At 68.9% G+C, this 23,327-nt stretch carries 26 protein-coding genes and 1 tRNA gene; 17 read left to right on the top strand and 10 right to left on the bottom strand.

Translation table 11 applies throughout. The features are described 5' to 3' along the window. Nucleotides 1–103: 103 nt before the first annotated feature. The gene (upp, locus tag ACFXJL_RS05120) at nt 104–739 is read right to left on the bottom strand and encodes a uracil phosphoribosyltransferase (RefSeq protein WP_358881062.1); all 636 of its coding nucleotides are present in this window, start codon (nt 737–739) and stop codon (nt 104–106) included. Between the two features lie 85 nt (nt 740–824). On the opposite strand from upp, the gene ACFXJL_RS05115 reads away from it, so the two are divergent. The 9 genes from ACFXJL_RS05115 to ACFXJL_RS05075 all read left to right on the top strand — a co-directional run bounded on the left by ACFXJL_RS05115 (nt 825) and on the right by ACFXJL_RS05075 (nt 6,665). Then, entirely contained in the window at nt 825–1,073 is a 249-nt protein-coding gene (locus ACFXJL_RS05115) for a hypothetical protein (protein ID WP_329021056.1), read from the top strand. Between the two features lie 695 nt (nt 1,074–1,768). Beyond that, the gene (locus ACFXJL_RS05110; protein ID WP_329021054.1) at nt 1,769–2,308 is read left to right on the top strand and encodes a hypothetical protein; all 540 of its coding nucleotides are present in this window, start codon (nt 1,769–1,771) and stop codon (nt 2,306–2,308) included. A 53-nt stretch (nt 2,309–2,361) separates the two neighbouring features. Next, a complete protein-coding gene (gene tadA / locus ACFXJL_RS05105; RefSeq protein WP_384634385.1) occupies nt 2,362–2,790 on the top strand; it encodes a tRNA adenosine(34) deaminase TadA in 429 nt (142 codons plus the stop codon). A 265-nt stretch (nt 2,791–3,055) separates the two neighbouring features. Beyond that, a tRNA-Ser gene (locus ACFXJL_RS05100) sits at nt 3,056–3,143 on the top strand. 44 nt (nt 3,144–3,187) lie between these two features. Then, a complete protein-coding gene (locus ACFXJL_RS05095) occupies nt 3,188–3,370 on the top strand; it encodes a hypothetical protein (protein WP_384689332.1) in 183 nt (60 codons plus the stop codon). Between the two features lie 442 nt (nt 3,371–3,812). Next, nucleotides 3,813–3,977 (top strand): hypothetical protein, encoded by a 165-nt coding sequence (locus tag ACFXJL_RS05090; protein ID WP_329021052.1) that lies wholly within the window; start codon nt 3,813–3,815, stop codon nt 3,975–3,977. Nucleotides 3,978–4,012: 35 nt separating this feature from the next. Beyond that, a complete protein-coding gene (locus ACFXJL_RS05085; protein ID WP_329021050.1) occupies nt 4,013–4,306 on the top strand; it encodes a Dabb family protein in 294 nt (97 codons plus the stop codon). 248 nt (nt 4,307–4,554) lie between these two features. Continuing rightward, complete coding sequence (locus ACFXJL_RS05080) at nt 4,555–5,574, top strand: RNA polymerase sigma factor SigF (protein WP_384689329.1); 1,020 nt, start codon at nt 4,555–4,557, stop codon at nt 5,572–5,574. A gap of 236 nt (nt 5,575–5,810) precedes the next feature. Next, a complete protein-coding gene (locus ACFXJL_RS05075) occupies nt 5,811–6,665 on the top strand; it encodes an RNA polymerase sigma factor SigF (protein WP_329021048.1) in 855 nt (284 codons plus the stop codon). Nucleotides 6,666–7,217: 552 nt separating this feature from the next. Here ACFXJL_RS05075 and ACFXJL_RS05070 read toward each other — a convergent pair. Beyond that, nucleotides 7,218–7,442, bottom strand: a complete 225-nt coding sequence (locus tag ACFXJL_RS05070; protein ID WP_358881991.1) for a hypothetical protein — start codon at nt 7,440–7,442, stop codon at nt 7,218–7,220. Nucleotides 7,443–7,623: 181 nt separating this feature from the next. Here ACFXJL_RS05070 and ACFXJL_RS05065 point away from each other — a divergent pair, with 181 nt between their 5' ends. Next, on the top strand, nt 7,624–8,130 hold the full coding sequence (locus ACFXJL_RS05065) for a MarR family transcriptional regulator (RefSeq protein ID WP_358881990.1): 507 nt from the start codon (nt 7,624–7,626) through the stop codon (nt 8,128–8,130). 68 nt (nt 8,131–8,198) lie between these two features. Further along, nucleotides 8,199–9,788 (top strand): MDR family MFS transporter, encoded by a 1,590-nt coding sequence (locus ACFXJL_RS05060; RefSeq protein ID WP_358881989.1) that lies wholly within the window; start codon nt 8,199–8,201, stop codon nt 9,786–9,788. A gap of 81 nt (nt 9,789–9,869) precedes the next feature. Here ACFXJL_RS05060 and ACFXJL_RS05055 read toward each other — a convergent pair whose 3' ends face one another. The 5 genes from ACFXJL_RS05055 to ACFXJL_RS05035 all read right to left on the bottom strand — a co-directional run bounded on the left by ACFXJL_RS05055 (nt 9,870) and on the right by ACFXJL_RS05035 (nt 14,999). Further along, on the bottom strand, nt 9,870–10,646 hold the full coding sequence (locus ACFXJL_RS05055) for a TetR/AcrR family transcriptional regulator (RefSeq protein WP_358881988.1): 777 nt from the start codon (nt 10,644–10,646) through the stop codon (nt 9,870–9,872). Nucleotides 10,647–10,748: 102 nt separating this feature from the next. Further along, a complete protein-coding gene (locus ACFXJL_RS05050) occupies nt 10,749–12,254 on the bottom strand; it encodes an MFS transporter (RefSeq protein ID WP_384689324.1) in 1,506 nt (501 codons plus the stop codon). A gap of 98 nt (nt 12,255–12,352) precedes the next feature. Further along, nucleotides 12,353–13,090, bottom strand: coding sequence for a response regulator transcription factor (locus ACFXJL_RS05045; RefSeq protein ID WP_358881986.1), 738 nt, complete (start codon nt 13,088–13,090; stop codon nt 12,353–12,355). A gap of 184 nt (nt 13,091–13,274) precedes the next feature. After that, a complete protein-coding gene (locus tag ACFXJL_RS05040) occupies nt 13,275–14,156 on the bottom strand; it encodes a DUF2797 domain-containing protein (RefSeq protein WP_384689321.1) in 882 nt (293 codons plus the stop codon). Between the two features lie 414 nt (nt 14,157–14,570). Beyond that, nucleotides 14,571–14,999: a hypothetical protein gene (locus ACFXJL_RS05035; protein WP_384634342.1), complete on the bottom strand. Its 429-nt coding sequence runs from the start codon at nt 14,997–14,999 to the stop codon at nt 14,571–14,573. 175 nt (nt 15,000–15,174) lie between these two features. Between ACFXJL_RS05035 and ACFXJL_RS05030 the strand changes: the two genes are divergently transcribed. Genes ACFXJL_RS05030 through ACFXJL_RS05020 form a run of 3 tightly spaced genes read left to right on the top strand, consistent with a single transcriptional unit; the run spans nt 15,175 to nt 17,678 of the window. Further along, nucleotides 15,175–16,530, top strand: coding sequence for a rhodanese-like domain-containing protein (locus tag ACFXJL_RS05030; protein ID WP_384689316.1), 1,356 nt, complete (start codon nt 15,175–15,177; stop codon nt 16,528–16,530). A 3-nt stretch (nt 16,531–16,533) separates the two neighbouring features. After that, on the top strand, nt 16,534–16,932 hold the full coding sequence (locus ACFXJL_RS05025; RefSeq protein ID WP_384689313.1) for a rhodanese-like domain-containing protein: 399 nt from the start codon (nt 16,534–16,536) through the stop codon (nt 16,930–16,932). Further along, on the top strand, nt 16,929–17,678 hold the full coding sequence (locus tag ACFXJL_RS05020) for a sulfite exporter TauE/SafE family protein (protein ID WP_384634351.1): 750 nt from the start codon (nt 16,929–16,931) through the stop codon (nt 17,676–17,678). Before ACFXJL_RS05025 ends, ACFXJL_RS05020 begins: the two co-directional genes overlap by 4 nt. Nucleotides 17,679–17,854: 176 nt before the next feature. On the opposite strand, the gene ACFXJL_RS05015 is transcribed toward ACFXJL_RS05020, so the two are convergent. Further along, complete coding sequence (locus tag ACFXJL_RS05015) at nt 17,855–18,142, bottom strand: metal-sensitive transcriptional regulator (protein WP_329021023.1); 288 nt, start codon at nt 18,140–18,142, stop codon at nt 17,855–17,857. Nucleotides 18,143–18,249: 107 nt separating this feature from the next. Here ACFXJL_RS05015 and ACFXJL_RS05010 point away from each other — a divergent pair, with 107 nt between their 5' ends. Then, complete coding sequence (locus tag ACFXJL_RS05010; protein ID WP_384689309.1) at nt 18,250–18,834, top strand: rhodanese-like domain-containing protein; 585 nt, start codon at nt 18,250–18,252, stop codon at nt 18,832–18,834. Nucleotides 18,835–18,930: 96 nt separating this feature from the next. Here the strand turns inward: ACFXJL_RS05010 and ACFXJL_RS05005 are convergent, their stop codons facing one another. Continuing rightward, the gene (locus ACFXJL_RS05005; protein ID WP_358881979.1) at nt 18,931–19,671 is read right to left on the bottom strand and encodes a TetR/AcrR family transcriptional regulator; all 741 of its coding nucleotides are present in this window, start codon (nt 19,669–19,671) and stop codon (nt 18,931–18,933) included. A gap of 177 nt (nt 19,672–19,848) precedes the next feature. Here ACFXJL_RS05005 and ACFXJL_RS05000 point away from each other — a divergent pair, with 177 nt between their 5' ends. Further along, on the top strand, nt 19,849–21,483 hold the full coding sequence (locus tag ACFXJL_RS05000) for an MFS transporter (protein ID WP_384689306.1): 1,635 nt from the start codon (nt 19,849–19,851) through the stop codon (nt 21,481–21,483). Nucleotides 21,484–21,806: 323 nt separating this feature from the next. Here ACFXJL_RS05000 and ACFXJL_RS04995 read toward each other — a convergent pair whose 3' ends face one another. After that, complete coding sequence (locus ACFXJL_RS04995) at nt 21,807–22,364, bottom strand: RICIN domain-containing protein (RefSeq protein WP_358881977.1); 558 nt, start codon at nt 22,362–22,364, stop codon at nt 21,807–21,809. A gap of 640 nt (nt 22,365–23,004) precedes the next feature. Here ACFXJL_RS04995 and ACFXJL_RS04990 point away from each other — a divergent pair. Next, complete coding sequence (locus ACFXJL_RS04990; protein ID WP_329021017.1) at nt 23,005–23,214, top strand: cold-shock protein; 210 nt, start codon at nt 23,005–23,007, stop codon at nt 23,212–23,214. Nucleotides 23,215–23,327 lie beyond the last annotated feature (113 nt).

Raw genomic sequence — 23,327 nt, 5'->3', positions numbered from 1 at the left:
TCGTACTCCCAGCAGACACAACCGTGCCCCGGACCTGGCTTCCACCAGGTGCGGGGCACGTGTTCGGCTTGGGCCCTCGGCCCTTCGTCGCTCTGACGGGTGGCTAGTCGGCCGTCCCGTACATGCGGTCTCCCGCGTCACCGAGGCCGGGCACGATATAGCCCTGCTCATTGAGGCGCTCGTCCACCGAGGCCGTCACCACGGTCACCGGAGCTCCCGCGAGCTCTCGTTCCATCACCTCGACGCCCTCGGGCGCCGCCAACAGCACGACAGCCGTCACATCGTCGGCACCGCGCTTGATCAGCTCCTGGATCGCCGCCACCAGCGTGCCACCGGTCGCGAGCATGGGGTCGAGGACGTAGACCTGGCGGCCTGAGAGGTCCTCGGGCATCCGGGTGGCGTACGTCGACGCCTCCAATGTCTCCTCATTGCGGATCATGCCGAGGAAACCCACCTCGGCCGTCGGCAGAAGCCGCACCATGCCGTCGAGCATTCCGAGGCCGGCCCGGAGGATCGGCACCACCAGCGGACGGGGGTGCGAGAGCTTCACGCCCGTCGTTCCCGTCACGGGGGTCTCGATGTCCACCTGCTCGGTGCGCACGTCCCTCGTGGCCTCGTAGGCGAGCAGGGTGACCAGCTCGTCGGCGAGCCGCCGGAAGGTCGGGGAATCGGTGCGCCGATCGCGCAGCGTGGTGAGTTTGTGCGCCACCAGCGGGTGGTCGACGACATGAATCCGCATGTTCACCACAGTAGCCCGGTTCGCATCAAGGAAGGTTCGAGAGGGAAGGTGGAGGCAGACGTCCAGCCCAGGGGTGGTGTGGCCGATGCCGGAACCGGAGCATCCGGAGCGGGAGCGCGAGTGGCGCCTGAAGCAGGGAACGGAGGGCAGGGAAGGCGAAGAGGCCAGGAAACACGAGGGTGAGAGCGAGATCGACACGGAGCGTAGAAAGCGCCGGGCCCAGTTCCTCCGTGAACTGAATGAGGCCAAGGCGCTCCGCGACCGTGTGCAGCCCCGACGGGCCCGGGCGGCGCGGATGCGTCAGCAGATGCGGATGCGAACGTTTCGTTGGTAGATCGTTTCCCGCCCCGCCGGTACCCGCTCGAATGAGCAGCCGGCATGGGTCCGTGGGCTCGTGTGCCCACCCGTACGGGCCTGTGGGCTTCAGACGGGCATCTGCGCAGGGACCCACCCTCTTCGCCGATAGGGAGCCCGCCCCTCGGCAGGTCGTGCACGGCGTTCGCGGCACCGGGCGTGGTGGTCGGGTGCGGGGTGCTCGGGCGTTCTCACCGCGTGGGCCGCTGGGTCCGCTCGGTCCGTTCGCCCCTTTGCCCCATCGTCCGCCTCCGCCCATGGGGTGATGTGTGCCCCGGGCGCCCTTCCCCCCGGCGGGGGCCATGTTCACTCCCGGGTCGTCGGGCGGACGTCCTCGGCCAGGGCGGTGTGCCTTGCTGTCGCTTCCCGTCCCCGCAGGATGCCCACCCGGTCTTCGCCCCGGTCGGAGCGCCTTTTCAACGGCTCGTTCCTGCCTCCGGCCCTGCCGGCACGACCGGAGTGGGCCGTCCCGCAGACCCCTTGCGACACACCGGTGAACACGCTCTCAGTGAGGTCCGCGGCGCTTCTGCGAAAAGGCCCAGTTGAGAACTGGTGGCCGACGCAACGACCGAAGACCTCTCGCAAAGCTCAGCTTTCTGCCACGATTCCGAGTGGGTGGGGCACGAACCGAGGCCCTGCCCAATCGTCACACCTCTGATCAGTGGGAGAGTCACGGTGTACTTCGCCGCACTGCTCGCGCGCACTCAAGACGGGTGGGAAGCGAGCGACACAGAGCTCGACGATGTGGAGACCCTGTCCGATTTGGCCGATCTGGCCCGCGAGGCATCGGTGGACGAGGAGACGGTTCTCCTCTTCATCGAGCAGGAGGACGCCTGGTTCGGCGTCGTTCGGGTGGAGGGCGAGGACGATCCTCGTATCTTCATCTCGGACGCGGCGGCTGCGGCTCGCTCCTCCTATGGAGAGATCCTCACCAATGAACTTCTCGGCAGGGACGAGGACGACCCTGCCGACGACCTCGACGCACTCGACCTCGACGGAACCGAGGACGGGGAGCCCGATGACCACGATGGCGCCCGCACCGCCGCGGAGCCTTCGGCGACGGGGGACGCGGTGCCGCCCGGGCCCGTGGGCGATCGGGACATCCTGTCGGACCTCGGCCTCTCGGATAAGGAGCTGCTGGCGCTGGAGACGGATGTACTGCCGGAGATCGCGGACGCCCTGGGCGTCGCCGATGTGCTGGAGACCGTCCGGTAGTGACGGAAGCAGCATCTGAACGGGACCCCGTACGGGGTCCGTGGGAGGCGTCGATGCGCCTTGCCCTGGCGGAGGCCGAGCGGGCGGCGCTGTCCGGTGATGTGCCGGTCGGTGCAGTCGTGCTCGGCCCGAGCGGCGCGCTCCTCGCCGTCGGGCACAACGAACGTGAGCTGACGGGCGATCCAACCGCTCATGCCGAGGTGCTGGCCATCCGCCGGGCGGCCGAGCAGCTGGGCGGTTGGCGCCTGACGGACTGCACCCTGGTGGTCACCTTGGAGCCGTGCACGATGTGCGCGGGCGCGATCGTGCAGTCCCGGGTGGACCGGGTGGTCTACGGGGCGGTGGACGAGAAGGCGGGGGCGGCCGGTTCGCTCTGGGACGTCCTACGGGACCGTCGACTCAACCACCGGCCCGAGGTGATCAGCGGTGTGTTGGCCGCCGCGTGTGCCGGGCAGTTGACGTCCTTCTTCCGCGACCGCTGATCGGGTCCGGGCACCACCGGGCATCAGCCGAGGGGGCATCCCGCACCTCGTGCACGCTCTGCGCAGTGGTGCTCGGCCCTGTGTGAGTAGGGTCAGACGCAGGCGCTCGCGGCTGGCCTCCCGGACGGTCCCGCGCCATCCCGTGTCGTTCCGTGCCGGTCGCGGCCCTCGTGGGAGCCCGATCCGGCAACGGGTGGGCACCTTGCTCCGATCGGTTCGGATAAGGATTTCAGAGCACGGGCCACTTTGGGCTAAGCTCTCTCCCGGTAGCGTGTCCGAGCGGCCGAAGGAGCTCGCCTCGAAAGCGAGTGTGGCGTAACCCGTCACCGAGGGTTCAAATCCCTCCGCTACCGCTTCTCACACCCTCTGATCTGCGGAAACGCGATCAGGGGGTGTTTTGCTTTCTGACGCGGGTGGATGTCTCGGCACGGCGGCCGTCATCTCCCTGCCCCTTGATCGCCGACGCGCCTGGGCGGTCCGGGCGTACTCCCCGCACGGCTTCCAACCCGATCTGGTCGAGTCCGCCGCCGAGCGTGACGACGTCCTCTTGGTTGATCTGCCCACCCTCTACGAGGAGTGATGCCCCGAGCCGGGCCGCCGTCGACTGCCCCATGACCTGCTCACGCCGGCAGACGGGCCCAAGAAGCCCCGGCGCGGGTGAGGTCGGCCGGGGCTCTGGGGCGGATGGGTCGGGGGGAGCAGCATCGGGGGATACCGCTCCCCCCGGCGTGGGATGCCGGCTCCACAAGCCCGGTGCCGCGGAACGGGGGAAACACGCGGCGGTGGGCCCCGCAGCGTGGGGCCGGTCCCTCGCCCGCCGGATTCCTGCCAGATCCAAGCGGGCTCATGACCATGGTGCTCCGTCGCCCGGCGCAAAGGTGTCGGCAAAGGGCCTCGATCACAGGGCCCTTGGTCCATAAAGCCTCGGTTAGACTTCCGCGACTCTCCACGATGATCAGATGATCGGAGAGCCGCAGCGGGCCGTAGGGGGCCACAGAGGTCCGTCGGGGAGACAGGGGCTGATGGTGCAGGCGAAGAAGGTTGCTCTCTATATCGTGGTCGTCTTCGTGCTCTACACGATCATTACGTCTCCGGACAAGGCCGCCGAGCTGGTGCAGATATGGTTCGAGGGCATATCGGACGCAGCGAAGGGCGTGGGCGAGTTCATGACCCAACTGGTCAACTAGGACCGCTGCCCGTTCGGACACACGAGGAGTGCCCCTTGATCCGCCACCTGGTCCTCTTCAAGCTCAATGAGGGCGTCCAGCGCGACGAGCCGCGCGTGGTCGCCGGCGCGGAAGCCTTCCGGAAGCTGGGCGGGGTCATCCCCGAGCTGGAGTTCTGGGAGTGCGCCTGGAACATCACCGACCGGCCGATCGCCTATGACTTCGCGATCAACTCCGCCGTCGTCGACGTCGATGCGCTGAAGCGCTATGTCGAGCACCCCGATCATCAGGCCGCTGCTGCGCAGTGGCGCGAGTTCGCCACGTGGGTGATCGCCGACTACGAGTTCTGATCTCCGCGAGCGCCGCTGCTCGTACGGCGCTGGTTGCGCGGGTCGGTTGCGGTTGATCTTCGGATGACCTCCCATGGCCCTCATTTGGCCCCTCACCTCTCCGGGTGAGGGGTTTTTGAGGTTTAAATCCCAACTTGCCTTCAACACGTCGATATCTGGTGCTTGCACACAGTGGACATGTCTTGTGATGCTATGACCGCTTTTGACGGATGAGTTGACCGTGGTTGACCGCAAAGGGGTGGCGTAACGTGCCGGCCAGTACCGCACCTCAGGCGCTGCCCCAGAACGAGCGTCCCGACGACCGCCCGCCGTGGGCCCGTACCCCGGAGTCGGGGGTGAGCGGCCCACTGCCAGGCCCGACCCCGGATCCACGCCCGGGCACCCCCACCGCCCGGGGCGCCGTGACCGTGGAGTCAGTCGGCGCGACGTCGGAGACGACCGCCCCGGCGGACGGACTCCTGTTGGTCGAGACCGATGACGACACCCCGAGGACCCGCGCCCAGAGCAGGGGGGCGGACACCCGGGCGCTCACCCAGGTCCTCTTCGGCGAGCTGAAGGGGCTTGAGGTCGGAACTCCCGAACACTCACGGGTGCGCGGAGCGCTGATCGAGGCCAATCTGCCCCTCGTGCGGTACGCGGCAGCCCGCTTCCGCAGTCGCAACGAGCCGATGGAAGACGTGATCCAGGTCGGCACGATCGGCCTCATCAATGCGATCGACCGCTTCGACCCCGATCGAGGTGTCCAATTTCCTACGTTTGCGATGCCCACCGTCGTGGGGGAAATCAAGCGGTACTTCCGAGACAACGTTCGCACGGTCCATGTGCCCCGGCGGCTCCATGAGCTATGGGTCCAGGTGAACGGGGCGACCGAGGACCTCACCACCCTGCACGGACGCATCCCGACGACCGCCGAGATCGCCGAGCGGCTGAAGATCGGCGAGGACGAGGTGCTCGCCTGTATCGAGGCCGGGCGCTCCTACCACGCGACGTCCTTGGAGGCGGCTCAGGAGGGCGATGGGCTGCCGGGTCTGCTGGATCGACTCGGCTACGAGGATCCTGCGCTGGCCGGGGTCGAACATCGGGATCTCGTTCGCCATCTGCTGGTGCAACTGCCCGAGAGGGAGCAGCGGATTCTGATGCTCCGTTACTACAGCAATCTGACGCAGTCCCAGATCAGTCAGGAACTGGGTGTGTCCCAGATGCATGTGTCAAGGCTGCTGGCCCGCAGCTTCGCCCGGTTGCGATCCGCAAATAGGATCGAGGCTTAGCTGTAACGGGTAGAACCCATTCAGGCAACTTTCAGCCAAACCGGAATGCGCATACCCCTTGCTTCCTGCGGGGATTCATCAAACGCGTATCGACAAATCGCTTCGACGCGTTGCCGACATGTGACATTCTGCGGGAGACGCGTTTGCCGCAGCCTCGCCGCCGGTATCTCAGGTGCAGGCTGCGTTCCTCCGTTGGTCGCGGCCACCGCGACCGTCCGCGACCTCAAGGGGGTGGCATGTCCGCAGAACAGGGCAGCTCGAAGGTGCTTACGCTCACCAAGAGCGCTCCCGCACCTGTCACGCCTGACAGCTCGGAAGTCATCGACACTCGTACTCTTTCCCGTTCCTTGTTCCTTCGCCTGAGGGCGCTGGACAACGAAGGGACGAGCGAGAGCCCCGAGCGCACCTATGTGCGTGACACGCTCATCGAGCTGAACCTCCCACTCGTGCGCTATGCGGCAGCCCGCTTCCGCAGCCGCAATGAGCCGATGGAGGACATCGTCCAGGTCGGCACGATCGGCCTGATCAAGGCGATCGACCGCTTCGACTGCGAACGGGGCGTGGAATTCCCCACGTTCGCGATGCCGACGGTCGTGGGCGAGATCAAGCGCTTCTTCCGAGACACGTCATGGTCGGTGCGGGTGCCGCGCCGACTCCAGGAGCTGCGGCTCGCGCTCACCAAGGCCAGCGACGAGCTGGCGCAGCGCCTCGACCGCTCGCCCACCGTGCCCGAACTGGCCGCCGTACTCGGCGTGTCGGAGGAGGACGTCGTCGACGGCCTCGCCGTGGGCAACGCCTACACCGCATCCTCGCTGGACTCTCCGTCCCCCGAGGACGACGGCAACGAGGGCTCCCTTGCCGACCGCTTGGGATACGAGGACACCGCGCTGGAAGGCGTGGAGTACCGCGAGTCCCTCAAGCCCCTGCTCGCCAAACTCCCCCCGCGGGAGCGGCAGATCATCATGCTGCGCTTCTTCGCGAACATGACGCAGTCGCAGATCGGCGAAGAGGTCGGCATCTCCCAGATGCACGTCTCCCGCCTGCTGACGCGCACGCTCGCGCAGTTGCGTGAGGGTCTGATCTCCGACTGACGACGATGTGGAGGTCTGCACTCCGGCGGGCGATCGTCGTCCGTTGGTCGGCAGACCTCACGAAGCGCGGTTGGGGCACCCGATGGGATGGTCTCGGGTGCCGATCGCCACTTCGGATACGACCCCGCGGCCGGGCGCCCTTCGGGAATGCCCCGTCGATGCGGGTGGCGGCCCGCCCTGATGGGTGGTCAACCCCCCAGATACCTGGTGCGAGGCCATCGCACACTCTCCCCGGTGACCACTTCCCCGGGCCAACGCGGCTGCGCCACCGCTGACTTCGGGGTGCGTGCCCTTCGCGATCACCGCAGCGCTGCCGGGCGACGCGCCGATCCGGCGACGCCATAGGGCGCCTCATCGACCCGACTGATTCCGGCGGGGCTTCGGAACGCTCCCGTCCGACCGCGCCTGATCCCGCCTTGTTCCGACTGATCCCCACTGATCCCGACTGATGCGAATTCGACGACCAGGGCCGCCGCCGACGGCCGGAGCCGTGCTTCCGGGCGGCCGGGGCGAGCCGCCCGCCCGGTGATCGCGCGAGCTGTGCGGTCGGTGTTACCTGACCGCCAGCCAGGTCACCACGGCGAGGACGATGACGCCGCCCACTACGCCGAGGATCAAACCGATCTTGGGTCCTGAGCGGGGAGCTGCTGCCCGTCGGCGGCTGCCGCCCTGCGGCGCAGCCTCATCGACGAACGCGCGGAACATCTGAGTGCTGCCCGCGGGGTCGTGGTTGCCCTCGGGGCCCTGGCCTTGGGGAGCATGCGGGTTGTGTGCCATGGGCCACGACCCTAGCGAATCCCGTGTTTCGTCCCCAACCCCGGGTGCGCCGCCGCCCGCAGCGGACGGCGGCGGAGTTTTTGACTTCCTTTACTCCCATCCGGGGATTTTCGTTTGCCTGCGGCAACCAACCACTTCTATGGTTGCCCTAAGCAATAAATCTTTGGGAGGGCTGGGCGTCGTGGCCGCAGACAGTCAGTACGCCGAGTTGGCGCGCCAGATCAGTGCCATCGGCGCACTTCGCAGAGGGCTCGCCCGAACCCTGCCCGCCGAATGCCCTTCCGCCTTGGCCGCCGTGCTCTCCCTCCTGCACCGCCATGGCTCGATGCGCATCAGCACACTGGCCGACCTGCTCGCCGTCGACATATCCGTCACCAGCAGACACGTGGCGCACGCGGTGGACTGCGGCTGGGTCGAACGCCTCCAGGACCCCGGTGATCGAAGGTCGCGCATCCTGCGACTCACCGCGGACGGTCGGGTGATGATCGACGAGCTCGCCCGGCGGACGACCGAGATGTTCGCCAAGACCCTCCACGACTGGTCCGACGACGACCTGGGCCAACTCAACACCCTCCTCGCCCGGCTGCGGGACTCCTTCGGTGACGGCCGGTCGCTGCTCCATCCGCGCGATGCCGTCGGGAGCGCCGCCGCGCCGCCCGTCGTGGAGCCGCGCCCAACCGTCCGGTGACCGCCGTTGCCCCCACCGATCGACCGCCTTTTCCCACACGCCAGACAGAACAGAAGCAGAGGACACCCATGGCCACGACCGCACCAGCCGGTGTACGAGGAGGACACAGCTCGTACGACGCACCGCCGATGACCCACCGCCAGATAGTGGAGGCGCTCTCCGGGCTGCTGCTCGGCATGTTCGTCGCCATCCTGTCGTCGACGGTCGTCACCAATGCCCTGCCGCAGATCATCGGTGATCTCGGCGGTGGCCAGAGCGCGTACACCTGGGTCGTGACGGCGACGCTGCTCTCCATGACCGCGACCACTCCGCTGTGGGGCAAGCTCGCCGATCTGTTCAGCAAGAAGCTGCTGGTCCAGATATCCCTGCTCGTCTACTCGGCGGGTTCGATACTCGCCGGCCTGGCGCAGAACCCCGAGTCCTTGATCGCCGCACGGGTGGTCCAGGGAGTCGGGGTCGGGGGGTTGTCGGCCCTGGCGCAGATCGTGATGGCGGCGATGATCTCCCCGCGCGAGCGCGGCCGGTACAGCGGCTACCTGGGGGCAACCTTCGCCCTGGCGACGGTCGGCGGTCCTCTGCTCGGTGGAGTCATCACCGATACGGAGTGGCTCGGCTGGCGCTGGTGCTTCTTTGTGGGGGTGCCGTTCGCGCTGCTCGCGATGGTCGTCCTGCATAAGACACTGAGCCTGCCCGTGATCAAGCGGAAGGTGAAGATCGACTGGACCGGCGCATTCCTGGTCAGCTCCGCGGTCTCGCTTCTGCTGGTCTGGGTGACCTTCGCCGGCGATCGGTACGCCTGGGCGTCCTGGCAGACCGCCGCCATGATCGGAGGTGCGGTGGCCCTGGGCGCGGCCTTCGTCCTCGTGGAGTCCCGGGCGAGCGAGCCGATCATGCCGCTGCGGCTCTTCAAGGACCGTACGATCGCGCTCTCTTCGCTCGCCTCGCTCTTCGTGGGCGTCTCGATGTTCAGCGGCACGGTCTTCTTCAGCCAGTACTTCCAACTGGCCCGGGGCGAGTCCCCCACCATGTCCGGCGTGATGACCTTCCCGATGATCGGTGGGCTGTTCATCTCCTCCACCGTCTCCGGCCGGCTGATCACCAGGACGGGCCGGTGGAAGTCATGGCTGGTGGCGGGGGGCGCGTTGATCACCGCTGGACTGACCCTGCTCGGCACGATGCGCTACGACACTGACTACTGGATCGTCGCGCTCTCCATGGCCGTGCTCGGCCTCGGCCTCGGCATGGTGATGCAGAACCTGGTGCTGTGCGCGCAGAACCAGGTCAGCATGGAGGATTTGGGATCGGTGTCCTCGACGGTGACCTTCTTCCGTTCGCTGGGCGGGGCGATCGGGGTCTCGGCGCTCGGTGCGGTCCTCGGCGGTCGGGTCACCCACCATGTGGAGGCCGGGGTCGCTGAGTTGGGCCCGCGGGGTGCGGCGCTGGGCGACAGCGGTACGGGCGGTGGTGGCATTCCCGATCTGACGGCCGTGCCCGAGCCGATGCGGACCGTACTGGAGGCTGCGTACGGGCACGGGGTGGCTGACGTGTTCCTGTACTCGGCGCCCTTCGCCCTGGTGGCGCTGGTGCTGACGATCTTCATCAAGGAGGTCGCGCTGAGGAACCACTCGACGCCGAAGGCGACGGCACAGGAGTCCTAAAGCCGTTGTCGTGAGGCCGAGGACGGCGATGCTGGCCCTCGGCGCAGTGGAGCCACGGACCGCCCTTCGGGTGTCCCCGGCCTACCCGTCGATGCCCTCCCGGGCCACCATCGCCTCGATCCCCGCCAGCACGATCTCCAGCGCGAAGTCGAAGTCCCGGTCCCTCATCTGCGCCACCGTCTCGGTGCCGTGCACCTCCATCAGATCGGCCAGGCTCCCGAAGTTGCCCTTCAGCCGGGGCTCCTCCTCGACGGTGGCCATCGCCTCCCGGACGAACTCGTCCTGACTCATACCGAGCGCCTGGCAGCGCTGGATGAAGTGTCCTTCGACGGTGCCGAATCCATAGACGAACTGGAGTACCGACGCCAGGGCGCCCCGCTGTCCGTGGGGTGGCAGTCCCGTGTGCCCCACGATCTGCTGGAGGGAGCGGGCGAAGGCCATGGAGTGCGGCCCGATGTTCAGGAACGTACCGATCAGGGATGATGCCCAGGGGTGGCGCACCAGGGCCGTCCGATAGGCACTGGCGAGGGCACGCAGCTGCTCCCGCCACTCCTGCGCGTCGGACACATCGGGCACCCGTACGGTGGCGAACACCGCGTCGAGAGCCAGTTCCAGCAGGTCGTCCTTGGTGTCCACGTACCAGTAGACCGACATCGCCGTGACGTCCAGCTCCGCGGCGAGCCGGCGCATGGAGAAGCGGGCGGCGCCTTCGGAGTCGAGGAGTCGTACCGTCGCCTCGACGATCTTCGCGCGGTCGAGGCCGGCGGGCTGGGACTGCCTACGGCTGCGGTCCCGCTTGTCGCCCAGCCACACACTGGACCGTGCGGGCCCCTTCGCACGGTCGGCCGCACTCACCATCGCGCCGTCCTCCTCAGTCGTGTCAGCGTGCCCCTCGGCGGACCGACGGGTCCGACCGCGGGGCTTCGGTGTCCGGTGGGAGTGCTGGTCCCGTCCGGTGATCTATGTGGTCTGCTGAAGTGAGTCTGCCCGTTCCGCTCGTCTTAGCAGCAGGGCGGCCAGCAGTCCACCTGCCAGCACGGCGACGGCTCCGACCAACTGGCTCGTCTGGAGGCCCGAGGCGAAGGCGTTCGAGATCTCGGCCCGTTCGCCTTCGCTGCCCGCCGCAGCGAGCGCCGCCGGCAGGGAGGTCGCCCCGACGAGGGCGGGGACGAGTGCGGCGAACCGGGAGTTGAGGACCGCACCGAGTACGGCGACCCCCAGACCGTTGCCGAACTCCGCGAGCGTGCCGTTGATCCCGGCCCCGACACCGGCCTTCTCGGGCGGAATCGCGCTCATGATCGCATTGGCCATCGCGGGCATCGCCAGGGCCACCCCCGAGCCCATCGTCACCAGGCCGAGCATCATGCCGCCGTAGCCGTTGCTGCCGAGCAGTGCGACGGCGGACAGCCCCGACGACACCAGGATCATGCCCAGGGCGATCGTGGTGGGGGTGCCGATCCGGGCCACCAGTCGTGCCCCCACGCCGGTGAGGTTGAGGGCGACGACGGCGAGTGCGAAGGGCGCCGTGCGCAGTCCTGCGTCCAGGGGCCCGTATCCCAGGACGAACTGGAGGTGCTGGGTGAGGAGGAAGAGGGAGCCGCCCATGCCGAACGCGACGAGGATCGAACCCGCCACGGCGCCGATGAAGCGCTGGTTGCGGAAGAAGTGCATGTCGAGCATGGGGTGGGGGATGCGGAGTTCCCAGGTGACGAAGAGCCCCAGCACCAGAGTGCCCACGCTGGCCGCGAGGAGTACCTCGGTGGAGGTCCAGCCGTGTTCGGGGCCGGAGATGATCGCGTAGACGAGGGTGGTCATGCCGATCGTGGAGAGCACGGCACCGAGGAGGTCGGGGCGCGCGCCGCGGGGGTTCTTCGACTCCGGGACGAGGACGATGGCGGCGAAGAGGCCGAGCGCCACCACCGGAAGGTTGATCAGGAAGATCGCGCCCCACCAGAAGTGGTCGAGCATGATGCCGCCGATGAGCGGGCCGGTGGCGAAGCCGAGGGAGTTGACGGTGGCCCACAGGCCGATGGCCTTCACCCGCTCGGTGTCGTCGAAGACATTGACCACGACGGCGAGGGTCGTGGTCATCAGCAGGGCGCCGCCGATGCCCATGCCCGCCCGTGCGGCGATCAACTGGTCGGAGGTCTGGGCGAGGCCGCCGGCGAGCGAGCCGATGCCGAACAGTGCCAGCCCGCTGATCAGCATCTTCTTGCGGCCGTAGCGGTCGGCCGCATTGCCCGCGGTGAGCAGCAGCCCCGATTGCACCAGTGAGTAGGCGTTGATCATCCACTGGATGTCCGTGGCGGACGCGTCCAACTCTCGGGTGAGCGAGGGGATCGCCACGCTCAGCACGGTGTTGTCGAGGAGGACGACGAGTTGGGCGAGGCAGATCACGCCGAGGATCAGCCAGCGTTGGGGGTGTCGCCCGGTGATCGCCGGTTCGGATTCGGCGGTGGCCGTCATGCCAGCTCCTTATGCGGTGCATGAATGTCTCATACACCGTACAAGGATCCCCATACGCCGTATAGGCAGGGTGGGATGGCATGCCGAACCGGTGGCTCCTACTCTCCGGGCTTGATCAGATAGCCCGCGCCCCGACGGGTGTGGATCATGGGGGGCCGGCCCGCGTCGATCTTCTTGCGGAGGTAGGAGATATAGAGCTCGACCACGTTCGCCTGGCCGCCGAAGTCGTACGACCAGACGCGGTCGAGGATCTGTGCCTTGCTCAGCACCCGGCGGGGGTTGCGCATCAGATACCGCAGCAACTCGAACTCGGTGGCCGTGAGATGGATCGACAGGCCGGCGCGGCTGACCTCGTGACTGTCCTCGTCGAGGAGGAGGTCGCCCACGCAGAGCAGGGACTCCGGGCGCGCGGTCGTGGTGCCCGACCGTCTGATCAGCCCGCGGAGCCTGGCCACCAGGTCCTCCAGCGAGAAGGGCTTGGCGACGACGTCGTCGCCGCCTGCCGTCAGTCCCGCGATGCGCTCGACGGCCGCGTTCTCCGGGGTGAGGAAGAGTACGGGCACATCGGGAACCTCCCGGCGCAGTTGCCGCAGGGCCGAGAGCCCGTCCATGTCGGGCAGTTGTGCGTTGAGGACCACGGCGTCCGGCCGGAACTCCCGTACCGATCGGATCGCGTCGGCGCCGTCATCGGCGCTGTGCACCTCCCACCCCTCATAGCGCAGGGCCATCGACAAGAGCTCGCTCAGTGCTGCCTCGTCGTCCACGATGAGCACGCGGACGGGGGTGCCGTCCGGCCTGAGCATCTCGGTACGTCTCCGGGGCGAAGTCGTGGTCATGGCGGTCAGTGTGTGAGCCCGCTCTGAGAACGCCCTTGCGCGAGTCTGTGATTTCTCTGAGAAAGGTGTCCCTGAGCAACCGACACCCGTCAGGTCGTCCGGCGGGCCGCGGTACGGGCGGCTCGACGCCGTCGCCGTACGCCTTCGGGGCCGCTCGCCCCAGCCCAGGGCGCGATGGCTGCCGTTAGAAAAGACCGTCCTGGAGCGTGTCGTCCCCGCCGCCGGTGCTGGTGCTCGTGGTGGGGACCGAGACACCGGCCAGGGCATTGGCCCCGATCAAGGACCAACCGGGCAGCAGTCGGGTGTCGAGGACCACCGCGCTGCCCCCGGCCGTCCTCAGATGCAGATCGGGACCGGCGACCGCGACCAGGGTGCCCGCCACGGCCCCGCCGTCGACGAGTTCGCGCACGGCGGTCGCCGGAGCGGGCAGCCCCTGAAGGGCGAACACCTCGGTGTGGTCGACGATCTCGCAGCCCAACGGTTCCAGCGTCTCGTCCCACAGACCGAGGTCGACGGCGCGTCGATGCAGTTCTTCCACCTCGGTCGCACGCTCCCGGGCGGAGTCGGGCAGCGAGGCGCGCACGGCGCGTTTGGCGGCGTACGGGATGCGGTCGGGCACTCCGAAGGCGCCGCGCAACAACTCTTCGGCCCGTCGGGCGGCCATCAGGGGACCGCGCCCCAGCCAGCTGAAGACGATCGCACCCTGCTCCAGCAGGCGGGCGCTCCCGCGCTCCTCGCCCGTGATCCCCACCTTCACCAGTCCGGGGCCGAACCAGGCGAGATAGACGCGATAGGTCCTCGGGTCGTCGGCGAGGGTGTCAGCGGCCACCGAGTGGGCCCGCTCCAACCGGGCGCAATCGGCACAGCGCGCCTGGGTGAGGTGGCCTGCGACCTCGGTGAACAGCGGGCAGGCAGTGCCCCGAGCCCCGACGCACGAGCGGATGCCTTCGGCGCGAAAGCCGATCGACTTGCCGGGGACGAGCGGGCTGACCCGTCCGCCCTCCCAGCGCAGGACCGCCATCCGCGCACCCTGGGGCCAGCTGAGCCCGGTGCAGCGCCATGCCATGTACACCTCCGGGTGCCCGCCGCCGATCCAAGACGCGGAGATTACCGGACCGCACCGACAGCGGCTGACCCCGCGCCGCCCCCATCGACGGTCGCCGACGGTGTCCGGAGGCGTGCGACGGGGGCGGATGGCGGTGACCGCTGCTCCCGGGGTCGTATCCGAGCGCCATGAGGGTGGAAGAACTTCGGCCGGTGCGGCAACACCCCATGGGCAGTGCCTTGTTGTCAGTGCCTTGTTGCCTTGCTGCTTCGTTGTCAGTGCCGCGCACTACCGTGGGAGGCATCCCATCCGCGCTTGCTGGCTGCTGCGCGCTACGGACCGGAGCCCCGTCGACCGCATCGCGATCGGCGGGGCTCCGTCGGGAGCGCACACATGAGGCGGACCCGGGCGGGCCTCGGCCAAGGCGCCGCCCGTTCATGATTCGGCCCGCCACCAATGGGCGTCGGACGGCTCGGCGAGCAGCATCGGCGATCTGGCGAGGATCTTGACGTCCAACTGCCGCACCAGGGCGCCCAGCTCACGGGCGGATCGTTGGGGAAGCGCCCGGAGGACTTCGTCCAAGTGGTCACGGGGGAAGATCGTCCCGCAGCACTCGGGTACGCAGTGGTCGTCCGCCCTGCTCCAGGCGTCGACGGGGATGAACCACTGCTGGGAGTGATGGGCCAGTTCCCACCAGGCGCGAAAGGCCCTGGCGGTTTCGCCCGGGTAGGAGCGGGTCCGTTCGAACCGCACGATCTGGGCCGTGCAGCCTCCGGAGAGCCCGTTGATCGTCGAGTAGCGGTGACGGTCGTTCGCACGGCTGGGGATGTCGTCCCTCAGGACGGAAGGGCGCCTACGCGGCATGGCCCTTTCTGTACTCGGTCATGTCGGTCATGGGGGCAACGTAACAGCCTCCACCCGGCACCGCCAGGGCCATTTTCTCGCGGGGCACCTTCGTCGAAAAATACCCCCGGGGGTACTTCTGTTACGGTGAAGTGCATACCCCCGGGGGTAAGTGCCACACGAAAGGATCAGGCCCGTGTTCTTCATCGACACCATCGAGGTGCCCGGCCTCGGCAACCGCAGCTATCTCGCGGGCGACGCGAACAGCGCCGTGGTGGTCGATCCGGCCCGCGACCTCGATCGCGTCCTGGCCGCAGCCGCCCGGCGCGGGGTGCGCATCAGCCATGTCGTGGAGACCCATGTCCACAACGACTACGTGACCGGCGGTCTGGAGCTCGCCCGCACCACCGGTGCCGAGTACCTCGTACCGGCCGGTGCGAACGTCTCGTACCAGCGGGTGCCCATAGCCGACGGCGATCGCACCGAGATAGGCCCCGAGCTGGCCCTGCGCGCGGTCGCAACCCCCGGACACACCCCGCACCACACGGCGTACGTCCTGGAAGAGAGCGGCCGGCCCGTCGCCGCCTTCACCGGGGGATCGCTGCTGATCGGCACCGTCGGACGCCCCGACCTGGTGGAACCGCGACTCACCGAGCAGCTCGCGCGGGCACAGCACGCCTCCGCGCACCGGCTCGCCCGGGAACTCCCCGACGAGACCGCGGTCCTACCCACCCACGGCTTCGGCAGCTTCTGCTCGTCCTCGCAGGCCACGGGCGATGCGACCACCATCGGCACGGAACGCCACGCCAACGAGGCGCTGACGCGGGACGCCGACACGTTCGTCGCGGAACTACTCGCGGGCCTCGACGACATCCCCGCCTACTACACCCACATGGGCCCGATGAACGCCCGTGGCCCGGCCCCCGTCGACCTCGCGCCGCCCGCAGTCGCGGACGCCGACGAGATCTCCCGACGCCTCGCCGAAGGGGAGTGGGTCGTCGATCTGCGCAGCCGCATCGCCTTCGCCGCAGGACACGTCGCCGGTTCGCTGAACTTCGAGGCGGACGGACAGCTCGCCACCTACCTCGCCTGGTTGATCCCCTGGGGCAAGCCGATCACGCTCCTCGCCGAGTCGACCGAGCAGCTCGCGGACGCCCAGCGCGAACTCGTGCGCGTGGGCATCGACCGGCCCGCCGCTGCCGCCACCGGCACGCCCGAGGAGTGGGTGCGCGCCGGGGACCGGCCGCGGTCCTTCCCCCGGGCCACCTTCGCCGATCTGGCCGGCGCCGACGGCACACAGGTGATCCTCGACGTGCGCCGTGACTCCGAGCGCGCGGGCGCGTACATCCAGGGCTCGGTCCACATCCCGGTGCACCAGCTGCGGGCCCGGCTCGCCGAAGTGCCGCCCGGCACGGTCTGGGTGCACTGCGCCGGCGGAATGCGCGCTGCCATCGCCGCCTCGATGCTCGATGCGGCCGGGCGGGACGTGGTCGCCGTCGACGACGGGTTCGATGCGGCCCGGGCCGCCGGTCTGCCCCTGCGGGAGGGCTGACGGATGTCCGTCTTCGCACAGCCGCGCCTCACGGTGGCCGAAGCCCGCCGATGTACGACCGGTGCGTTCCCACAGGTCGACGACGTCGGCCGCCCGTCCGGCACCGCCGTTCTCCTCGATGTGCGCGAACCGCACGAGTGGGCTGGCGGGCACGCACCCGATGCCGTGCCCCTGTCGCTCTCCGCCCTCGCCGTGGGCGCTCCGCTGCCCGCAGCCGCCAAGGGGCGTCCGCTCGTGGTCGTCTGCCGCTCCGGGCACCGCTCCCGCGCCGCGGTGCGGCTGCTCACCGCCCGAGGGGTGGACGCGGTCGACCTCATCGGAGGGATGCGGGCCTGGGCGACGGCCGGCCTCCCGGTCGTTTGCGGACCCGTGGGCGACCTGAAGGACGGCTCGATCGCGTGAGTGCCCTGCTTCTCGCGCTCGCCGCAGGCGGCGTCGTCGGGCTGGTGCTGGGCGCGCTCGGTGGCGGGGGCAGCGTGCTCGCCGTCCCCGCGCTGATCTACCTCCTGGGCTTCAGCCCGCTCGCGGCCACCACCGCCAGTCTGATCATCGTCACCATCACCTCGGCCACCGCGCTGTTCGCCCACGCCCGTGAGGGACAGGTGCGCTGGGGCACGGGCGCGGTCTTCGCCGCCGCGGGAATCGTTCCCGCGGCGCTCGGCGGGGTGCTCGCAGGGCAACTGCCCGCGGCGCTGCTGACCGCCGCCTTCGCCGTGATCGCGGCCCTCGCCGCGGTCGCGATGCTCCGCCCGTCGGCCCAGGTCGAGCTGGAAGGGGTCAGGGCACGTTGGCCCGTCACCGTCGGCACGGGCGGGGGGCTCGGGGCGCTGACCGGAGTCCTCGGTGTCGGCGGCGGCTTCCTCGCCGTGCCCGCCCTGGTGAAACCGATCGGTCTGCGGATGCGCGCGGCGGTCGCCACCAGCCTGTTGGTGATCACGGTGAACTCGCTGGCCGCACTGGCGACCCGCGCGGGGACCGCCGAGGCGCTCGACTGGGCGGTCATAGCGCCGTTCACGGGGGCCGCGGTGCTCGGTGCCTGGGACGGGAAGCGGCTCGCGGCGAAGGTGTCGGGGCGACTGCTCCAGCAGATCTTCGCGTACGTCCTGCTCGCCGTCGCCGCGCTGATGCTCATGGACAGCCTGATATGAACCGGAGCTGCGCTGATATGAACCGGAGCTGCGCTGATGTGCACCGGGGCCGCGCTGATGTGAACCCGGGCCGTGCTGATATGAACCGGAAGCTCGTGGGCACCCATAGGGGTGCGGTCGCGGCCATGGGTGTGGACTTCGGGCCCGGGCACCCCGTGCAGGGGCGGCCCGGGAGCCTAGGCCAGCGAGAGGAAGAGCTTCTCCAGCTTGCCCATCATCTCGGCCCGGTCCTCCTCGGTCTTCTGGCCCGACTCGACGTCGGCCAGACACTGCTGGAGACCGGTGGCGATGATCGAGAAGCCCGCCCGGTCCAGGGCTCGCGAGGCGGCGGCGAGCTGCATCACGACCTCTGCACAGTCGCGGCCCTCCTCCAGCATCCGGATCACACCGGAGATCTGGCCCTGCACCCGGCGCAGCCGGTTGAGAACGGCCTTCAGTTCGGCACCAGCGAGATCCAGCTCCACGACAACTCCTTGATCGATACCCCTAGGGGTATTTTACCCCCTGGGGGCGCATCCCCGAATTTCCTCTGAGTCCCCCATGCGTAGCAGCTCAAGAAAGGCACACGGCAATGAACACCACCCCCGCACTCGACGTCGACCAGGCACGCACCCGACTCGGCGAACTGACCGTGATCGACGTCCGCACCCCCGGAGAGTACGCATCGGGCCATCTGCCCGGCGCGCTGAACATCCCCCTCGACCAGCTCCGCAAGGCGCTGCCTGAGCTCACCGAGGCCGGCCACCGCGGTGAGATCCTCGTGGTCTGCGCCTCGGGCACCCGCTCCGAGAGCGCCTGCGCGCTGCTGGCCGACCAGGGGATCACCACCGCGACGCTCATCGGCGGCACCAGCGCCTGGACGGCCGGCGGTCACGAGCTGGACCGGCCCACCGCGGGCCCGGCCTGCGCCACCCGCAGCACCTGGGCGATGGAGCGACAGGTGCGGTTCACCGCGGGCACGATCGTGCTGCTCGGCATCCTGCTCAGCCTGCTGCACCCGCTCTGGCTGCTGCTCTCCGCGGGAATCGCCGGCGGTCTGGTCTTCTCGGCCCTGACCAACACCTGCGGCATGGCACTGATGCTCGCCAAGCTGCCGCACAACCGCCCCAAGGCGGCCGACCTGGGCGTCACCCTGGAGCGGCTGCGTCGCGGCTGACCGCGTCCGTGACCGTCAGGGCAGCGCCCCGTCGTCAGCACAAGAGGCCCGGTGCCGCCCAACGGCGACACCGGGCCTCCTCATGAGTGCACCGGGTCAGCTCGTGGCCGAACGCCGCGCCGCGAGCCCGTCGAGTACGGCGGACAGCCCCTGGTCGAACTTGGTCGACCGGGCTGTCTGTGCGTCCGGGTTCCGGATGCCCGCGTACTGCCGCTTCAGCCGCGGGTAGGACTGGACGGCGGCTTCCGCGGCGGGCCAGATCCGGTCCAGCCACTCCTGTTCGCTCTGGCCGCTGCGGGCGAGGGAGGTGAGCCAGGCCGCCTCACTGGTCGCCATCCCCACCACGAAGGCGAACACGGTGGTCCCCACCACATCGCCCTCGTCCAACTCGAAACCGGCGGATTCGAGCACCCCGAGGATTTCGTCGGAGAGCCGCATCATGTTCGGCCCGAGATAGGCCGTACCCGCCCCGCCGAGCAGGGAGGCGAGCCAGGGGTGACGGAGGATCGTCGCGCGCAGACTGTGGGCCACCTTCTCCATGGCCTCGCGCCACTGCGGTGATCCATCGGCGGCCGGGACCTCGATCTCCCCGTACACCTCGTCCACGACGAGTTCGATCAGCTCGTCCTTGTTGGCCACATGCGAGTACATCGAGGTGGCCCCGGCGTTCAGCCGCGCGCCGAGCTTGCGCATGCTCAGGGCTTCGACGCCATCGGCATCGAGCAGTCGGATGGCCTCGGCCACGATCTGCTCACGGCTGAGCGCCGGTTGGTCCCGGCGCCGCCGCTGCGGGCGGGCCCACACCGATGGATACGCCGTCTGTTCGTCGGCCGGCACGCGGCCTCCTCTCCCTGCTGATCCGCTGACCCTCGATGGCCTCTGGACGTCCCCAGCGTAGCGCAGCTCCGTACGACGTGCGGTCTTGCGAACACTGTGCGGTCTCCGTACAGTGTTCGGCATGGAGCACGCCGTACGGAACTGGCGGTGCCAACCCACTCGTACGAGAGGTCTGTGATGGAAGCTGTTACGGGGCGTCACCCACGGCGCTGGCTCATCCTGGTCGTGCTCTGCCTCAGCACGCTGGTGCTGGTCATCGACAACATGGTGCTCACGGTCGCGGTCCCGCCGATCGTGGCCGACCTGGGGGCCACCGCCCAGGACATCCAGTGGATCATCGACTCCTACATCCTGGTCTTCGCCGGACTGCTGTTGACCTCGGGCAGCCTCTCCGACCGCTTCGGTCGACGACGGGTGATGGTGATCGGGCTCGCCCTCTTCGGTGCCGCGTCGATCATCGCCACCGTCGCCGACAGCCCCGGCCAACTGATCGCCGCCCGGGTGCTGATGGGCATCGGCGGCGCACTGGTGATGCCCAGCACCCTGTCGATCCTCATCACCGTCTTCGACGAGGACGAGCGGCCCAAGGCGATCGCGGCCTGGAGCGCCGTGGCGATGGTCGGCCTGGTGGGCGGGCCGGTTCTCGGAGGCGCGCTGATCGCCAAGTTCTGGTGGGGCGCGGTCTTCCTGATCAATGTGCCGATCGCCCTGCTCGCCATCGTCGCGGCCCTCGTGCTGATGCCGGAGTCCAAGGGGCCCTGGCGCAAGCCCGACCCGCTGGGTGCCGTCCTGTCCATGGCCGGCATGACCGCGCTGGTCTGGATGATCATCGTGCTCCCGAAGGACGGACTCACCGCCCCCGGCACCTTGGCCGCGCTGGCCGTGGCCGTGGTCGGACTCGGCGGCTTCGCCGCCTGGGAGACCCGGGCACCCTCCCCGATGGTCCCGCTGGCCCTCTTCCGCGACCGGGTCTTCACCGGCGCCAGCCTCTCCCTGGTCCTGCTGACGTTCGCCAACGGCGGGTTGATGCTCGTCCTGACCCAGTACCTCCAGTTCGTCCTCGGCTACTCGGCGACCGAAACCGGACTGGCCTTCGCCCCCATGGCCGTGGCGGTCATCATCTTCAACGTGATCGGCGCGGCCCTGCTGAAGCGGACGGGCAACCGGGTCATGACCGTCATCGGACTCCTGGTCATCGCGGCCGGCTTCGGTGTGCTCTCCACGATGTCCGTGGGCGACGGCTTCGGCTTGCTCTCCGCGGCGATGCTCCTGATGGGCGCCGGCGGCGGACTGGCCATGCCGGCGGCGATCGCTGCGCTGATGGGGGCCGTGCCCGAGGAGCACGCCGGAGTCGGATCAGCGCTCAACGACACCATCCAGCAAGCGGGTGCGGCGCTGGGCGTGGCCGTCCTGGGGGCGGTCCTCTCCAGCACCTACGCACGGGAGATGCCCGCTTCGGCCCCGGAGGCCGCACGGCAGTCGATCGGGACGGCCCTCGCGGACGGCTCACTGGCATCCGCCGCGAAGGAAGCGTTCACCGAGGCCATGTCGACCACCTTCGTGGCGGGTGGCTGCGGAGTGGTGGTCGCGGCACTGCTGGCGATCGTGCTGATGCGGCCCAAGGCACCCAGGGCACCCGAGTCTGCTGGGTCCACCGGGTTTCCGGAGGCTCCTGAGTTCCCGAACGCCGAGCAGTCCCCGAAGGCCATGAGTGAGGGAGCGTCGGACGGACGGGCCGAGACGGACACCGTGGCGGTCTCCGAAGTCCCCGCCGTGCAGGACCGCGATACCGAAGCGGTCACGAACCGCTGATGTTCACTGTTGAGGTGGGGCGGGGCCAAACGGCCCGCCCCACCTCGCCCCACCTGAACGGGTTGTGTGCGCCCGCGGTGGCGGACCGATGGTGGCCCGGGCCCGAAGGCCCGGGCTCTGCCGGTGCCCCGCGGGGTGCGCAGGGTGCGACATGGGGTGGAATGCCGAGGTCGGTGGGGTGGGAGACCTCAGCACCGGGCAACGGGGTGACCGTGCTCCGGCGGGCGAACGGGCCAACGAGCTAACGGACGGGCCGGGGAAGGGGCGACGGCTGCGGACTTAAGCCGGTACCGCAGCCGAACACCTCACCAGGGCCTGATGGATCAGACCGTGGCCGGTTCCCAGACCGGCAGCCAGACGTCGTTCTCCTCACCCGCACTCGAACAGGTGTACTGGATCAGTCGGTTGCCCTGGCCCGTGCCGCCGCGGACGTTCAGGCACTTGCCGCTGTGCCGGGCCACGATCTGGTAGCCGTTCCCCTTGGCGACGAACCGCCACTGCTGATTGGTCCCGCCGTTGCACGTGTACTGGATGACATCCGTGTCATCGGCCGTGGCCGCGCCCCGCACGTCGATGCACTTGCCGCTGTGCACGGCGGCGAAGGTGACATAGCCCCCGCCCGCATCCTCGGCGGTCCAGCGGGCGTTGGAGCCGGTCGACCAGGCCCACTGGATGACCTCGGCGCCGTCCTCCTGGGAGGCACCGCTCACATCGGCGATCTGGCCGGGGTCATCGGCCAGGCGAAGGGTCAACTGCTGGAGCGCGGGCGGCGCGGCCTGTTGGGCCGCCGTAGCGCCGGCAGGTGCGGCCGGGACCGCGGCCAGCGCCAGGGTAGCCACGGCAACACCCAGTCCGGCCAGCCATTTTCCACGTACGGGCATGGTCAACTCCTCGCGAACGAAAGGTCGTACCTATCGGCATGATCTTTTCCATGGGAGGTGCCACCCTGGGGAGCGGAACCGTTCCCGCAGTCACGGAGAGGTGAAAAAGCCCCCCGTATGGCCCGCCGGTGGACGCTCCGTGTTGACCGCCCGCAGCCCTCGCCGCTGCAACGGCCCACTGCAACGGCCCCACCCAAATCGGTGCACTGACGGATCGAGTCCCGCGGCAACGGAGCGGGATGCGAGGAGTGCTGCCGTCAGCTCGCGGCGGAGTTCGCCCGCTTCACCCGGTGGGCGGTATCCGACCGGACCTGTTTCGGGAGGACGCGGCGCGAGTTCTCATCGAACGGGATGGAACGGGATGGAACGGGATGGAGCTGGATGGAGCTGGATCGAACGGCTGGGGGCGTGGCCCGGCTGGGAGGTCGATTCGGTGGGGTTGGCCGTCCGTGACCAACCGCCCTTCAACCAAAGCCAGTGAACGCCGGTGAACGCCGATGCAATTCGATGAACTTCCATCAAGGTCAATGAGAGTCGATGAAACTTGTACCGACTTACCCACGTTTGCACGGGTTTCGATGCCCGGTGTTGGCGGGTAGACCTGGCGGCGTTGACGTTCGCGGCTTGGAGGCAGAGCACGATGGCGGTACAGGGCAATGTGAAGTGGTTCAACGGCGAGAAGGGTTTCGGGTTCATCTCGCAGGACGAAGGGCCTGATGTCTTCGTCCACTTCTCCGAGATCCAGGGCTCCGGATACCGCCAGCTGGAGGAAGCCCAGCGCGTGGAATTCGAACTGGTGCAGGGCCCCAAGGGGCCGCAGGCGGGCAGCGTACGCGTCATCCAGAGCTGATCCCCTCCCGCCCGTACGCGTACCCGATGGGGTGACGATCGGGCGGTGCCGCGAAGGTCCCGAGGGTGTTTCCGTCGGGACCTTCGCCGTGCGGTCGGACGGCCTGCCGATCA

Source organism: Streptomyces sp. NPDC059256 (assembly GCF_042753785.1).
Taxonomy (GTDB): Bacteria; Actinomycetota; Actinomycetes; order Streptomycetales; family Streptomycetaceae; genus Streptomyces.
The sequence above is the reverse complement of the archived record's forward strand: the minus strand, read 5'-3'. Positions and strand labels throughout refer to the sequence as shown.

Excerpts from the sequence above, each read along its gene's own strand:
- upp (WP_358881062.1), bottom strand. The coding sequence starts at position 739 with ATGCGGATTCATGTCGTCGACCACCCGCTGGTGGCGCACAAACTCACC.
- ACFXJL_RS05115 (WP_329021056.1), top strand. The coding sequence starts at position 825 with ATGCCGGAACCGGAGCATCCGGAGCGGGAGCGCGAGTGGCGCCTGAAG.
- tadA (WP_384634385.1), top strand. The coding sequence starts at position 2,362 with ATGCGCCTTGCCCTGGCGGAGGCCGAGCGGGCGGCGCTGTCCGGTGAT.
- ACFXJL_RS05090 (WP_329021052.1), top strand. The coding sequence starts at position 3,813 with ATGGTGCAGGCGAAGAAGGTTGCTCTCTATATCGTGGTCGTCTTCGTG.
- ACFXJL_RS05075 (WP_329021048.1), top strand. The coding sequence starts at position 5,811 with ATGTCCGCAGAACAGGGCAGCTCGAAGGTGCTTACGCTCACCAAGAGC.
- ACFXJL_RS05070 (WP_358881991.1), bottom strand. The coding sequence starts at position 7,442 with ATGGCACACAACCCGCATGCTCCCCAAGGCCAGGGCCCCGAGGGCAAC.
- ACFXJL_RS05060 (WP_358881989.1), top strand. The coding sequence starts at position 8,199 with ATGGCCACGACCGCACCAGCCGGTGTACGAGGAGGACACAGCTCGTAC.
- ACFXJL_RS05055 (WP_358881988.1), bottom strand. The coding sequence starts at position 10,646 with ATGGTGAGTGCGGCCGACCGTGCGAAGGGGCCCGCACGGTCCAGTGTG.
- ACFXJL_RS05050 (WP_384689324.1), bottom strand. The coding sequence starts at position 12,254 with ATGACGGCCACCGCCGAATCCGAACCGGCGATCACCGGGCGACACCCC.
- ACFXJL_RS05045 (WP_358881986.1), bottom strand. The coding sequence starts at position 13,090 with ATGACCACGACTTCGCCCCGGAGACGTACCGAGATGCTCAGGCCGGAC.
- ACFXJL_RS05040 (WP_384689321.1), bottom strand. The coding sequence starts at position 14,156 with ATGGCATGGCGCTGCACCGGGCTCAGCTGGCCCCAGGGTGCGCGGATG.
- ACFXJL_RS05035 (WP_384634342.1), bottom strand. The coding sequence starts at position 14,999 with ATGCCGCGTAGGCGCCCTTCCGTCCTGAGGGACGACATCCCCAGCCGT.
- ACFXJL_RS05025 (WP_384689313.1), top strand. The coding sequence starts at position 16,534 with ATGTCCGTCTTCGCACAGCCGCGCCTCACGGTGGCCGAAGCCCGCCGA.
- ACFXJL_RS05010 (WP_384689309.1), top strand. The coding sequence starts at position 18,250 with ATGAACACCACCCCCGCACTCGACGTCGACCAGGCACGCACCCGACTC.
- ACFXJL_RS05000 (WP_384689306.1), top strand. The coding sequence starts at position 19,849 with ATGGAAGCTGTTACGGGGCGTCACCCACGGCGCTGGCTCATCCTGGTC.
- ACFXJL_RS04995 (WP_358881977.1), bottom strand. The coding sequence starts at position 22,364 with ATGCCCGTACGTGGAAAATGGCTGGCCGGACTGGGTGTTGCCGTGGCT.
- ACFXJL_RS04990 (WP_329021017.1), top strand. The coding sequence starts at position 23,005 with ATGGCGGTACAGGGCAATGTGAAGTGGTTCAACGGCGAGAAGGGTTTC.